This is a genomic window from Piscicoccus intestinalis NBRC 104926 (assembly GCF_001515525.1).
GTDB lineage: Bacteria > Actinomycetota > Actinomycetes > Actinomycetales > Dermatophilaceae > Kineosphaera > Kineosphaera intestinalis.
Window position 1 is genome coordinate 45,803 of sequence record NZ_BCNQ01000009.1, and the last position, 13,363, is coordinate 59,165.

At 72.8% G+C, this 13,363-nt stretch carries 12 protein-coding genes; 4 read left to right on the forward strand and 8 right to left on the reverse strand.

The genetic code is table 11. The features are described 5' to 3' along the window. The first annotated feature begins 42 nt into the window (after positions 1 to 42). Positions 43 to 1,485: an amidase gene (locus tag PINTE_RS03120; protein ID WP_068426091.1), complete on the forward strand. Its 1,443-nt coding sequence runs from the start codon at positions 43 to 45 to the stop codon at positions 1,483 to 1,485. 452 nt (positions 1,486 to 1,937) lie between these two features. On the opposite strand, the gene PINTE_RS03125 is transcribed toward PINTE_RS03120, so the two are convergent. Beyond that, a complete protein-coding gene (locus PINTE_RS03125) occupies positions 1,938 to 2,972 on the reverse strand; it encodes a hypothetical protein (protein ID WP_068426094.1) in 1,035 nt (344 codons plus the stop codon). A 300-nt stretch (positions 2,973 to 3,272) separates the two neighbouring features. On the opposite strand from PINTE_RS03125, the gene PINTE_RS03130 reads away from it, so the two are divergent. Next, entirely contained in the window at positions 3,273 to 3,479 is a 207-nt protein-coding gene (locus PINTE_RS03130) for a hypothetical protein (protein ID WP_068426097.1), read from the forward strand. A gap of 204 nt (positions 3,480 to 3,683) precedes the next feature. Beyond that, entirely contained in the window at positions 3,684 to 4,151 is a 468-nt protein-coding gene (locus PINTE_RS03135) for a hypothetical protein (protein WP_157087048.1), read from the forward strand. 51 nt (positions 4,152 to 4,202) lie between these two features. On the opposite strand, the gene PINTE_RS03140 is transcribed toward PINTE_RS03135, so the two are convergent. Both PINTE_RS03140 and PINTE_RS03145 read right to left on the reverse strand, forming a co-directional pair. Beyond that, positions 4,203 to 5,324, reverse strand: a complete 1,122-nt coding sequence (locus PINTE_RS03140; protein ID WP_084343169.1) for an FAD-binding oxidoreductase — start codon at positions 5,322 to 5,324, stop codon at positions 4,203 to 4,205. A gap of 35 nt (positions 5,325 to 5,359) precedes the next feature. Beyond that, positions 5,360 to 7,438 carry an NADH:flavin oxidoreductase gene (locus PINTE_RS03145; protein ID WP_068426159.1) on the reverse strand — a complete coding sequence of 693 codons (2,079 nt, stop codon included), beginning with the start codon at positions 7,436 to 7,438 and terminating at the stop codon, positions 5,360 to 5,362. A 40-nt stretch (positions 7,439 to 7,478) separates the two neighbouring features. Between PINTE_RS03145 and PINTE_RS03150 the strand changes: the two genes are divergently transcribed. Beyond that, on the forward strand, positions 7,479 to 8,432 hold the full coding sequence (locus PINTE_RS03150; RefSeq protein ID WP_245642773.1) for a LysR family transcriptional regulator: 954 nt from the start codon (positions 7,479 to 7,481) through the stop codon (positions 8,430 to 8,432). 79 nt (positions 8,433 to 8,511) lie between these two features. Here PINTE_RS03150 and PINTE_RS03155 read toward each other — a convergent pair whose 3' ends face one another. From PINTE_RS03155 to PINTE_RS03175, 5 genes are all read right to left on the reverse strand, one after another. Continuing rightward, a complete protein-coding gene (locus PINTE_RS03155) occupies positions 8,512 to 9,330 on the reverse strand; it encodes an alpha/beta hydrolase (RefSeq protein WP_245642774.1) in 819 nt (272 codons plus the stop codon). 114 nt (positions 9,331 to 9,444) lie between these two features. Further along, positions 9,445 to 10,263, reverse strand: a complete 819-nt coding sequence (locus PINTE_RS03160) for an IclR family transcriptional regulator (protein WP_084343170.1) — start codon at positions 10,261 to 10,263, stop codon at positions 9,445 to 9,447. 38 nt (positions 10,264 to 10,301) lie between these two features. After that, positions 10,302 to 11,600 (reverse strand): aromatic ring-hydroxylating oxygenase subunit alpha, encoded by a 1,299-nt coding sequence (locus PINTE_RS03165; RefSeq protein WP_068426105.1) that lies wholly within the window; start codon positions 11,598 to 11,600, stop codon positions 10,302 to 10,304. 218 nt (positions 11,601 to 11,818) lie between these two features. Next, entirely contained in the window at positions 11,819 to 12,181 is a 363-nt protein-coding gene (locus PINTE_RS03170) for a gamma-glutamylcyclotransferase family protein (RefSeq protein ID WP_068426108.1), read from the reverse strand. A 49-nt stretch (positions 12,182 to 12,230) separates the two neighbouring features. Then, positions 12,231 to 13,016 carry an NAD-dependent epimerase/dehydratase family protein gene (locus PINTE_RS03175; RefSeq protein ID WP_157087049.1) on the reverse strand — a complete coding sequence of 262 codons (786 nt, stop codon included), beginning with the start codon at positions 13,014 to 13,016 and terminating at the stop codon, positions 12,231 to 12,233. Positions 13,017 to 13,363: the final 347 nt, after the last annotated feature.

The following is a 13,363-nucleotide window of genomic DNA, read 5'->3' on the forward strand; positions in this document are numbered from 1 at the left end:
ACGGGGTTGGGCATTGGGTCGAGCAGGGAGTCAGGCACTGAGTTGGCCACGGAGTCGGGCCCGGACGCGACGGGGCTCGTCTCGCTGAGCGCGCTGGAGTTGCTCGCGGGGTACGCGGCCGGCGACTTCTCGCCGGTCGAGGTGTGCGCGGCCACCCTGGAACGCCTGACGCGCCTGGAGCCGGTGCTCAACGCCTTTTATGTCATCGAGGCGGTACAAGCCCGGGAGGCGGCGGCGGCCAGTGCGCGTCGCTGGACGCGCGGCGAGGCGTCCGGGGCTCTCGACGGGGTGCCGGTCAGTCTCAAGGAGAACATCGCCACGGTCGGCACGCCGGTGCCCAGCGGCACCGCCGCGCTGGCCGACGCGCCGCCGGCGACCGCGGACGGGCCGGTGGCGGTCTCGATGCGCGAGGCGGGGGCCGTGCGGCTCGGCAAGACCGTCATGCCCGACTACGGGATGCTCTCCTCCGGCGTCTCGAGCCTGCACGGCGTGACCCGCAGCCCGTGGAATCCGCAATGGACGGTAGGCGGTTCGAGCTCGGGCTCGTCGGCCGCCGCGGCGGCGCGATGCGGCCCGATCCACGTCGGCAGCGACATCGGCGGGTCCGTGCGCCTGCCGGCGGGGTGGACCGGCCTGGCGACGCTCAAGCCGACGTACGCGATCGTGCCGGTCGACCCGCCCTACATCGGGCGATCGGTCGGGCCGCTGGCCCGCACCGTCGACGACGTCGCGCTCGCGATGTCGGTCATCGCCGTGGCCGACCCGGGCCAGCGGGACTACACCTACCTCGAGGCGACCGACCCGAGCCGGCTCGGCTGGGCGTCGGTGTGGCGCGAGCCGCTGCACGACCTGCGGGGGCTGCGCGTCGGTCTCCAGCTCGACGCCGGGTGCGGCGTGCCGACCGACCCGCTCGTCGCCGCGACCGTCGCGGAGGCGGGCGCGCTGTTCGAGCGGGGCGGCGCGGCCGTCGAGCCGATCGGGCCGATCATCACCGCCGACCACCTGCGCCAGTTGGACCTGTTCTTCCGCGCCCGGTCGTGGCTCGACCTCGAGCGGCTGGCGCCCGCGGCGCGGGCCGCGGTGCTGCCCTACATCGAGGCGTGGGCGGCCGGGGCGGCCGGGCTCACCGGCTCCGAGGTCATGCACGCCTACCAGAGCGTGCAGGCGATGCGGGCCGCGACGGTCGCCGCGACCGGGGCGTTCGACGTGGTGCTCTCGCCGGTGGCGCCGGTGGCCGCGTTCCCGGCTGAGTGGCACAGCCCGACGAACGACCCGGTCACGGCGCTGGACCACATCGCGTACACGGCGCCGTACAACTTCTCCGAGCAACCGGCCGCGAGCGTCAACGCGGGCTTCACCCCCGACGGGCGACCGGTCGGTCTCCAGCTGGCCGGGCGGCGCTTCGACGACGTGCGGCTGTTGCGCGTCGCCCGCTGGTACGAGACGGCCCGCGGCCCCGCCGCCACCCCCGCCTGGCCCGCCTGACCGCCCCCAACGACAGGACCTGCGACCGGCCTGCGACCGCCCGGCGACCGCGTCGAGATGGACCCACCGGTTCGCACGGGAGCCTGTGCTACCGGACTGGACCGCCCTGCTGTCACGAAGCCGCCTCCGCGGAGTTGGTTCGGAGGCAGCCGGGCGGTCCCGTCCCGTCATCCGAGAACGACGTCCCGGGGAGCAGAACGCACCGTCCGTGTGCTGCGCCGCCGCCCGAGAACGCGTCTACGACCGTCAGCAACGACCGTCAGCAACGACCGTGAAAACTGCGTGTCGCGGTGAGGACTGCGACACGGACTGCAGTTCCGACCACGACACGCAGTTTTCACGGTCGTTGGGCGGGGTCGGGGCGTGGGCGGATGCCGGGGTCGGGGCGTGGGCGGGAGCCGGGGGTCGGGTCGTGGGCGGGAGCCGGGGCGCTGGGCGGGGTTCAGGGGCGGTCAGGTGGTGTAGGCGCGGCGGGCGGCGTCGGCGGCGCGCTTCATGCCGCCGCGCTCGGCGAGGAAGCCGCCGGCGGCGCCGACGACCGGCAGGTTGCTGGCGACGCGCGCGAGAAGGCCGCCGCGCTGGCGCTCGCCGAGGGAGGAGCGCAGCCGTCGCACGCGGCCGGCGACCGTGCGCACGAGCCGGGCGGTCTGGCCGAGGCGGCCGAGGCGCGGCCCGTCTTCGGCGTCGACGGCCTCGTCGTCGGCGTCGGCCTCGGACAGGTCGTCCTCGCCCGAGGCGAGCACCTCGGTGATCTCCCCTACCGGAATCGTCTCACCGAGCGCGACGAGCCCCGAAACCCGCACGCGCTCAGCCAGATCCGCGCCCAACTCGCGGCCGACCGCGTTGGCCATGAGGATCTGGCCCGAGGCCCCGATCGCGTCGACGACCCCGAGCGCCTGTCCGAGGCGGCCCGTGGCGCTGGGCAGCGCCGCGAGCGCGGCGACGGCGGTCGACAGCCGGCCCTGCCACCAGGCGATCCGCGTGTCGGTGTCGGCGCTCGACCACTCCCGGGCCCGCGGGTGCACGGTGCCGGTGATCGTGCGCGCGCCGAGGCGGGCCGCCCCGACGACCAGGGAGGCGGCGCCACCGACGACCGTGCCCGCGGCCCCGGCCGCCCCGCGCAGCAGCCCGCGGGATTCCGGCTGCCGCTCGGCGGGGTCGCCCGGTTCGGAGCCGGTGGACTCCCCCGCCTCGCCGGGGCCGGCGACGTCGGGCACCGGCGCGGCCGACTCCCCGGGCGAGTCCCCGGGCGAATGCGGGGCTGCCGGCTCGGAGGCCGACTCCCCGGGCGACACCGAGTCAGTCCCCGAGTCAGTCTCCGAGTCGGCCTGAGGGTCAGTCTTCGAGGCCTCGGACGCCACGCCCGAGCCCGCCTCGGGGGCGATCTCCTGCGGGCCCGGCTCCTCCTGTTCGACGAGCGAGCCGTAGAGGCGGTCGAATTCGCGGGCGGCGAAGGCGAGGGTCTGGATCATGAGGCGATCGGTCACCGGGGCTCCTGTGGTCGGCGGAATACGCAGTGTCTACCCAGAACCTTCCCGCGGCTCACACCCGCCCGTCATCGCGGGATCGACCGCTCGACGATCATCGAGCGGTCGATTCCGAGCCGTGAGACGCGGCCGGCGCACTGACCTGCACAGACTCGCCCACGTTGTCGATTGACCGCTCGCGAGCGGTCAATTCCTCCGAACCGGATCCCGGGTCTGGCTCGCCGAACCTCGCCGACAGCGGCACTGTGGACGAAGGCGGCCTTTCGGGCGCCGGGAACGACAGCGATCGAGGAGGATCCGATGACCGACACCACCCCCAGTTCTCCCGACGAGGGCACGGACCTGAACGAGCTGAACCCGCAGGGAGCCGGCGGCACCGTGGGCAGCCAGGACACCTTCGAGCCGGAGGAGTCCGAGGGCGACCAGGGCAGCGACGCCCAACAGGCCACCGAGGGCGCCCAGGTCGATGACGGCAAGGAGGCCACGCAGGGCACCCAACCCTCGTAGCCAAGGTGAGGGGTGGGGGCGGGCCCGGTTCGCCCGCCCCCACCCTCCCGGGCGGCGAACGAGTAGAACTACTCATCCCCCAAACTCGCTGGCGCGGAATGCTGTTCATCGCGAGACGCTGGGGAGCGTGCTCGTGCCATCTAGGGGAAGACTGTGATCGCGAGGCGCTGGGGAGCGCCCGCGATGTCAAGGGGGAATCTGGGGATGAAGATCAGGACGACTCTGTGCGCGGCCGCGGCGACCATCGCGATCGGTGGCGCCACGCTGGTGGTCGCACCGGCGGCCAACGCACTGTCACCAACTCGTGGAGACGGCAGGCTCGTCGAGCGCTGCTCGGGCCGCGTGGTCCAGTCGGGCCCGCTGCAGGCGCCGGACGGCAGCCGGCACCCGAGCGCCCGCTGGAAGCTCTACTCGTCGGGCAAGAACGGCGGCACCGTCTGCTTCCAGGTGTTCGCCAACACCCCGGGGCTGCAGGCGCTGGGATCGACGATCCTCAAGCCGTCCAACGACTCCGGGGCCTACTTCCGCAGCCCTACGACGAGCGGGAAGACGCCCGGCGTGCTCGTGGAGAAGGCGAAGCGCACGTGCGTCACCTTCGAGGGGAGCATCAGCGACGGATACGGCGCCGACCCCGCCGTCTACTCCGCCTCGGGCCAGCTCGGCCGCTGCTGACCGGCCCCGCGCCGCCGCCCGCCGGACCCGAACCGTCGGCCGGCGCTTGTGTCAGGCGTCGATGACAAGATCGGTCTCCGGGCGCGAACAGCAGGGCAAGAAGCCGCCGCGCTGAATCTCGCGGGGCCGGATGCCGCCCTGGTGCGCCATGTCGACCCGGCCCTCGACGAGCGTGAGTTTGCAGGTGCCGCACATGCCCTGGCGACACGAGGAGGGCAACCGAACCCCGGCCGCTTCGAGCGTCTCGAGCACCGTGTGCGCCTCGTCGCAGGAGACGGTTCGCCCGCTGCGGCGTAGCTGCACCGTGCGCGCGGTGCCCGAGGCGGGCGCGGGCGCGACCGGCTCCGCGACCGTGAAGCTCTCCTGGTGGATGCGCTCGGGGACGACACCGAGGTCGAGCAGGAGCTGCCGGGTCGCGTCCATGTAGCCGGCCGGGCCGCACAGGAAGACCTCGCGGTCGGCGGCGTCGGGCACGGCCCAGCGCAGCAGGTCGCGGCCGAGCCGCCCCCGCGGGCCCTCCCAGCGTTCGGCCACGGAGTCGGTCTCGCACACGGTCAGCGCGCGCAGCGACAGCCCCGACTCGGCGAGGGCCGCCGTCTCGCGTCGGAAGATGATGTCGGCCGGGGTGCGGGCGCTGTGCACGAACGCGATGTCGGCATCGCTGCCCTCGTCGGCCAGCGTGCGCGCCATCGACATCAGCGGCGTGATGCCGCTGCCGGCCGACAGGAACAGGTAGCCGCCACCGGGCAACTCCAGGGTCGGGCTGGCCGGGTAGCCGCGGCACGAGAACGCCCCGAACGGTCCCTGCACGCGCACGCGGTCGCCGGTGCGCAGCCGCTCGTGCAGCCAGGAGGTGACGACGCCGCCGGGGTGGCGCTTGATCGTCAGCGTGAGCCCGGCCGGGCGGGTCGGCGGCGAGGCGATCGTGAAGCTGCGCTGCAGTTCCTGGCCGTCGACGGTCACGGTGATCCGCACGTGCTGGCCGGGGTCGAAGCGCAGCGGCGCGCCGGTCGGCGCCTCCAAGACGAAGCTGGTCACGTCGTGGGTGACCGGCACGATGCGACGCACCAACAGCTCCTCGTCGAAGGCGCCCTGCGCCGAGGTGACCGCGCCGTCGCTGTGCTCGAGGGAGTTGGTGTGGGTGGTGCTGGGGACGGGGAGCGTGATGCTCATGGCCGGCTCCTTTCGGGGTCTGGGGGGCGGAACGCCTACAGCGCCACGCACAGGCGCAGCGCGTCGTAGATGGCCGCGTGGATGTTTCGGCTCGTGACGGCGTCACCGATGCGGAACAGCTGGTAGCGCCCGACGGGGTTGGTGTGCACCTGCTGGGGGCGCATGGCGAGCAGCGCGTCCTGATCCACCTCACCGAGGTTGACCGAGTCGGCGACCAGCTCGTGGTACAGCTCGTCGTGCGGCAGGGTGCCGTGCTCGACGACGACGGCGTCGACGTCGCGCGTCCAGGTGCGGTCGGTGTAGTCGCTGCCGAGGGTGGCGACGAGCCTGCGTTCCCCTCCGCGGGAGACCGATCGCAGGCGGGTCGCGAGCGTGACCCGCACGTCGCGCTCGGCGAACGCGGTGAGGTAGGCCGGGCTGTTCATGCCGCCGACGCCGATGCCGAGCATGCGCTCGGGAGTGACGATCTCGACGTGCACGCCGCGCGTCGCGAGCAGCTCGGCGACCCCGAGGGCCGGCTCGGTGCCGTTGTCGTCGTAGACGAGCACGCTGCCGGTGGGGCGCGCGTGACCGCTCATGATGTCCCAGGTGTCCGTCACAAGATTGTCGCCGGAGGCGAGCACGCCGGTGTTCGGCATGCCGCCGGTGGCGACGACGACGATGTCGGGGTCGAGGTCGTTCACCTCGCCGGCCTCGGCGTAGACGCCGAAGCGCACGTCGACCCCGAGGTGTCGCAGCTCGTCCATCCGCCAGTCGACGATGCCGATGAGGTCGCGCCGACGCGGGGCGGCGGCCGCGAGCACCACCTGTCCGCCGGGCTTGTCGGCGGCCTCCAGCACCGTCACCGCGTGGCCGCGTTCGGCGAGCACGCGCGCCGCCTCGAGGCCGGCCACCCCGGCTCCGACGACGACGGCGCGCCGCCGCGCCTCGGCCGGCGCCGGCTCGATGACGTGCGGCAGCGACAGCTCCCGACCGGTCGCCGGGTTGTGGATGCACTTGGCATCACCGGACTCGTAGATCGCGTCGAGGCAGTAGTTGGCGCCCACGCACGGGCGGATCCGGTGCTCCTCGCGCCGGGCGACCTTGGCGACGAGGTAGGGGTCGGCCAGTTGCGGGCGGGTGAGGCCGACCAGGTCGACGAGCCCGTCGCGTACGGCGTGCCGCGCGGTCGCGACATCGGACAGCCGGGACGCGTGCATGACCGGCACGTCGACGAGTTTGCGGATGCGGCCGGTGAAGTCCAGATGCGGCGCCGACGGCGAACCCATGCCGGGAATGACCTTCGCCAGCGCTGCGTCGGTGCCGATCGTGCCGCGGATCACCGACAGGAAGTCGACGCCCTCGGCGGTGAACGCCTTGAGGGCGGGCACCGTGTCGTCCTCCCCGAGCCCGTCGGGCAGGCACTCGTCCATGCTCATCCGCAGCCCGACGATGAAGTCGTCGCCGACCTCGGCCCGGATCGCGGCGAGGACCCGCTGACCGAAGGCCCGCCGCCGCTGCTCGTCGCCGCCGTACTCGTCGTCGCGGTCGTTGGTGGCCGGTGAGAGGAAGCCGTCGAACAGGTGGCCGTAGGCCTCGATCTCGATGCCGTCGAGGCCACCCTCGCGGCACCGTCCCGCCGCCTGGGCGTACTGGCGCACGATCCGCTCGATGTCCCACGCCTCGGCGACCTTGGGGAACGAGCGGTGCGCCGGCTCGCGCTCGGCGCTGGAGTAGACCAGCGGCAGCCAGTCACCGGTGAAATTGCTCGACCGGCGGCCCAGATGAGTGATCTGGCACATGACGGCGGCACCTTCGTCGTGCACCGCTTGTGTCAACAGTTTGAGCCATGTGACGACCTCGTCGCGGTACAGCTCGATGTTGCCGAACGCCGGCGGGCTGTCCGGCGCGACGATCGCCGACCCGCCCATCATCGTCAGCCCGACCCCGCCCCGCGCCTTCTCCACGTGGTAGGCGCGGTAGCGGTCCTTGGGCATGCCGTCCTGCGTGTAGGCCGGCTCGTGCGACGTGCTGACGATGCGGTTGCGCAGCGTCAGGTGGCGGAGCCGGTAGGGCTCCAGCAGTGGATCGAGGGACGGGGCCGTGGTCGACGACCCTTGCGTGGTGCCCGCCATGACCGAAGTCTGGTCGCGCAGGACCTTGGAGCACAATCGCATGTTCGTGCATGCCACCGTGCAATCATTCTTCATGCTCGATCCCCGGCTGCAGTCGTTGCGGCTCGTCGCCTGGTACGGCGGTGTTACGGCCGCAGCCGAGGCGGCGCATTACACGCCGTCGGCCGTCTCAGCCCAATTGCGATCCCTGGCGAACGATGTGGGCGCGCCGCTCCTGGAGCGCCAGGGCCGCGGCGTGCGCCTGACCGACGCCGCGCAGGTGCTTCTCGAGCACGCCGACGAGGTCGCCGCCGCCTGGGAGGCGGTGTGCGCCCGCGTGCAGTCCGGCACCGGGGCCAAGGCGGGAGCGGTGACCATGGCGGGCTTCTCCACGGCTGCCTCCACCCTGCTGCCGGAGGCGGTGCGCGAGCTCCTGCGGCAGCATCCCGGCACCGTCGCCCGCATCGTCGAGGCCGACCCGCTGGAGTGTTTCGACATGCTCGTCACCGGACAGGCCGATCTCGCGGTCGTCGTCGCCACGGACGAGATGCCCGCCCTCTCCGATCGCCGATTCGAGCAGCTGCAGCTCGGCAACGACCCGCTCGAACTGCTCGTCCACGCGCGGCATCGGCTCGCCGACCGGGAGTCGGTGAGCCTGGCGGAGGCGGCCGGCGAACCGTGGATCATGGATCGCCCCGGGCGGCCCTATCGCCAGCTTGTGCTGAGTTCGTGCGTGGCGGCCGGTTTCACCCCGGAGATCGCCCACGAAAGCTTGGAGTGGGAGACGGGTGCCGCCCTCGTGCACGCCGGTTTCGGGGTGGCGCTCGTGCCGCGGCTCGCGCATCTGCCGAGCGGTTACGCGGTGCAGCGCGTGCCGCTGCACGGCGATCCGCGACCGGCGCGTCATATCCGTGCCGCGGTGCGAGCAGGTGCCCGGTCGCAGCCGCGGATCGTCACCGCGCTCGACGCGATGATCGCCAGCGCCGTGCTGGCTCCCGCCGTGACGTCGCACTGACCGCGTCCGGAGCGGGCGGGGTCGCACGAAACCGCAGCAGGGGCCCCCTAGGAGCCTGGTGGGAGCCCCCGAAGAGCCCTCAAGAGCCGGGCGCGAGGCGGAGCACCGCGTCGGCGACGACCGGCCCGAACATCACCGGATCGTTGTGGCGGGCGCCTGGCACAACGAGCTCGTCCCGCAGGGTGACGGCGGCGGCGACGCGGCGGCTCTGTTCGGGTGGCACGATCTCGTCGGCCTCGCCGATGACGACGCTGACGGGTGTCGTCGAGCCGGCGAGCATGTCGAGCACCGGGTATCGGTCCTGCAGAAACCGTTGGGTGGGCAGCCACGGGTAGAGCGCGCCGGCGGCGTCGGCCAGCGAGGTGAACGGGGAGCGCAACAGGACCCCACCAGGGGGGTCGCTCGCGGCCAGCCGGGCGACGACGCCGGTGCCGAGCGACTCCCCGACGTAAAGGGTGTGCCGGGCGTCGAGGCCGTCCGCGCGCAGGGCGGCAAGGCCGGCGCGGGCGTCGGCGGCCAGCCCCTCCTCCGACGGACTGCCAGGGTTGCCGCCGTAGCCGCGGTAATCCAGGGCGAGCACAGTCAGCCCGCGGGCGGTGAGTTCGGTGAGCAGCGAGACCCGGCCCGCGCGGTTGCCGCCGTTGCCGGGGGCGTAGAGCACCCCGACTTTGCGGTCGGTGACGCCGGGCGCCGGGGGCAGCAGCCACGCCTGCAGGTCGAGGCCGTCGTCGGTGTGCAGCACGATGTCACGACCGCCCGGTGCGACGTGGGCGGCCGTAGGCACCGCGCTGCGGTCGGGGAAGTAGATGACGCGGCGTTGCAGGCCGGTCAGGGCGCCCATGACGACACCCGCGAGGACGATCGCGATCGTGGCGCTGACGAGCAGCGCGACGAGCACCCGCGGACGCCGCCGGCTCGCGGCGTGACGGGAGCGACGAGAGCGGCGGAGACCACAGGAGTCGCGATGCCGGTGCCGTCGGCGCGACGAACGGGGACCATCGGGCACCGTCGGCTACCCGGAGACGCCGGCGCGCGCACCGACGAGGGCGTCGCGGGGGCGCCCACCGGACAGAGTCGCCGCGACGCGTGCGGCGCCACGCCGAAGCTGGTCCGCGGCGGCGCGGCCACGCCGCCCGTCGAGACGTTGAGTGGGTCCGGCGGCGGTGAGGACCCCGGCCAGGGCGCCGGAGGCCAGGACGATGCCGACGCCGATGCCGGTCAGGCCTTCCTCCTCCTCGTCGCGCGCCGCCGCGTACCCCTGGGTGCGGATGCGCTGCAGTTCGACGCGCATGGCCGCGGCCGTCGTGATCGTGCCCGCCGTGTAGCGCGGGAGCGGCTCGCGCAGGAACTCGGCCACCTCGGTCTCCGGGCGGGTCGACAGCAGAACTTTGCCGCTCGCGCTGGCGTGCAGGGGGAATCGTTGGCCGACCCAGGAGCGCGGCCGCAGCTGATGCGGCGCGTCGACCTGCTCGACGAGGTCGAGACCCCCGTCGGCGGCGACGACACTGAGCGTGACCGTCTCGCGGACCTGTTCGGCGAGTTCGCGCACGATCGGCGACGCCACCTCCTGTAGCAGCCGCTGCTCGTCGGAGGCGCGGGCGAGCCGTAGCAGTTCGGGGCCGAGCAGCACCCGCTCCTCCCCCGGCGGGCGCAGCACGAAGCCCTCCTGTTCCAGCGTCTTGATCAGGCGCAGGGCGGTCGCCCGGGGGAGCCCGACGGTGCGGGCGAGCGAGGAGATGTTGGCCTCGCTGTCGGCGGCGGTGGCGCGCAGCAGGGTGATCGCCTTGATCACCGATTGGTTCAGCTTTACGCCCTCGTCGCCGCCGGCCATGCGGTCACGATACCGAGGCGCATCACGCCCCGGCCCGATCACCGGCCGGGGCGGGCGCCGAGGTCGCCGTCGGCGCCGACCTCGAAGTACGCCTGGAGGCGGCCGACGTACCAGGCGACGAAGGCCTCCACATCGCCCTCCACCTCGGAGTACGGGCCGGGCAGGTAGCCCGGATCCTGCACGCCCCTCTGGGTGCGGGCGACGAACACGCTGTCCTGGGTGTTGGTGGCGTTCCACACGTGGGTCAACGACTCCACGTCGTAGTCGACGCCCTCGACCGCGTCCGGGTGCACGAGCCACGTCGTGCGCAGGAACGTGCGGGTCGGCGAGATCGGCAGCACGGAGAATACGACCGCGTGATCGGAGAGCATGTGGAACCACGAGTTCGGCTGCAGGTGCAGGTGCAGGTCGCCGAACCGGGCGTCGTCGATGGCGCCCATGCGCTTGCGGCAGACGGCCTTGCCGCCGTCGCTGTAGGACTGGCCGGCGCCGTCGAGCGGGGCGTGCTCGACAAGGAATCCCGTGGGCCGGGTGTCGAGCTCGCGGATCCACTCCTGCGGAAAGCCGCTGCGCGTGCAGGAGTCGGCGAGGGCCGTGGTGGCCTCCTCGAAGCGGTCCCACACCGGCTGCAGCCGGGGCGGCACGTCGTCGGCGGTGTAGCCGTGCAGCGGAAAGTACGCGGTGAGCAGCTCGGGGTGCCCGTCGCAGTGGTAGCACTCCCGGTTGTTCTCCATGACGAGCTTCCAGTTGCCCTCCTCGACGATGTCGACCTGGTGGGCGACCTTGGCGCCGGCCATGCCGTACGGCGTGAGGAACGGTTCGACCCGGCTCATCACCTCGTCGAAGTCGGCCGGGGGCTCGTCGGCGAGGCATACGAAGACGAATCCGCCGACCGTGCGGGCGTGCACGGGGCGCAGGCCGTAGCGGCTGCGGTCCATCGTCGGCGGCTGATTGTCGGCGTGCATGAGGCTGCCGTCGACGCCGTAGACCCAGTGGTGGTAGGGGCAGACGAGGTTGCCGACGCTGCCGCACGGGGCGTCGAGGAGGCGGGAGCCGCGGTGGCGGCACACGTTGTGGAACGCGCGCACCTGCTCGTCGTCGTCGCGCAGGACGATCACCGAGGAGGTGCCGATCTCGACCGTCACGTAGTCGCCGGGTTCGGGCAGCTCGGGCTCGGTGGCGACGAAGAGCCAGTGGCGCTCGAAGATCGCGCGCAGGTCGAGGTCGAAGACGTCGGCGCTGGTGTAGAAGGTCGCTTCCAGGCTGTGCCCGGGCTCGCGGCGGGTCACGAGGTCGTGCAGGTCGCCCACCGGCGCCCGCTCGTGCTGGAGGGTCATGATGCGTCTCCTCGACGGTACGGAGAGGCCGGCTCCCACGTCAGGGGTGCTCAGCGGCACTGTGCGGCAATGTGCGGCGCTGGCGGGCGTGGACACGGCCCCTTCGGCGGTGGTCACTTTTCACCCGAAGGTGACCACTAGGTGGATGGTGGCATGCGCCATCGACGCCGGTCAATGGTCGTCGCCGCGCCGGCCCGCCGACGGCCGACGAGTCCGGCTCAGCGCGGGATCGCCTCACCGGCAAGGGCGTAGATCATGGCCGGGCGGTCGCCGGAGTCGGTGCGCACGGTGACGGTGGCGCGTTCGTAGCCCGGGCCTTCGAAGGCGTCGAGGCGCGCCCAGTGCTCGGGCAGGTCGGGTGAGTCGAAGAGCTGCACGGCGACGGCTGGGCCCTGCGCGTCCAGCACGATGCCGGGGTAGCCCATCGCGGCGCCCCACCCGCTCTCGTGCAGGTGACCGTGCACGATTCCGGGGGTCCAGGTGCCCTGCATGCCGGCCATGTGATGGTGATTCGGGCCGCCGGGACCGAGCGTGCCGTAGACCGCCAGCCGCCGCTCGGCGCCCTCGCTGGGTGCGTTCATCGCGTGCGTCCTTCCCGATTCTCGGCGGGGCGGCGACCTGGCGGACGGCCTAGGAGCCCTTCGGCCAGTCGTCGGGCGAGGCAGCACCGCCCTCGACGACGCGCTCACCCTCGGGCGCGCGCCGCGTCCAGTCGTCCTGCGGTCGGTAGCCCAGATCGAGCATCGTATTCGTCATGTCCCAGCGCCGGTTGGGGTTGTCGGAGACTGCGTAGTAGATGCCGAAGCGCACCTGCGCCTCGATGGCCCGGCGGAACACCTGCTCGGTGTCGTCCTCGCTGAGCCACATCGCGCGCAGCAGCTCGGTGTCGGTCTCCAGCGGGTCGGCGGTGGTCCAACCGATGCGCAGCGCGATGACGTCGAGCCCGAACTCGTCGTGGTAGAAGCGCCCGAGCGCCTCGCCGAAGACCTTGCTCACCCCGTAGAGGGAGTCGGGCCGCGGCGGCTGGTGGGCGTAGACCGGCCACTGCTCGTCGCGGTCGTACATGCCCATCGCGTGGTTGGAGGAGGCGAGCACGACGCGCCGAATGCCGGCTTCGCGGGCGGCCTCGAGCACGGTGCGGGTGCCGATGATGTTGGCGGTCAGCACCGCCTCCCAGTCGGACTCCGGGGAGGCGGCGCCGGCCAGGTGCAGCACGGTGTCGACGCCCTCCATGAGGGGGCGCACCTGCTCGTAGTCGTCGAGGTCGGCGCGGCGCAGCTCGCGTTCCTGCTCGTCGGTGGCCGGGGTGCGGCCCTGCTGGACGACGTCGTAATCGCCGCGCAGCCGCCGCGTGAGCAACAGTCCGATGCCGCCGGTGGCGCCGGTGATGAGGATTCGTCGTCGCGAGTCGGTCATAGACAGCATCCTCGGTCGCCAGGCAGTCGCCCGCATCCGCACGCCTGGGGGTTCCGACCGCCGCATGGGCGAGCATTCGAGCCGAGTGGCGGCGGCGAGCGGCGGCGGGCGGCGGGGCGGGGCAAGCGGCGGTGCGCGGGGCAAGCGGCTTGCCGCGAGCGGGACAACGGACGGGGCACCGGCTCCGCAACAGAACACCGGTTCCCCGACCGGACACCGGCTACTCGACCAGACATCTGCGATCGGCGGTGTCCCGTCGATCTGCCGGTGTCCCGTCGACTTTCCGGTGTTCTGCACCATCGGTCGGTGTTCAGTTGGGCGACAAGGTGCCGCCTTTGTCTGCGCGC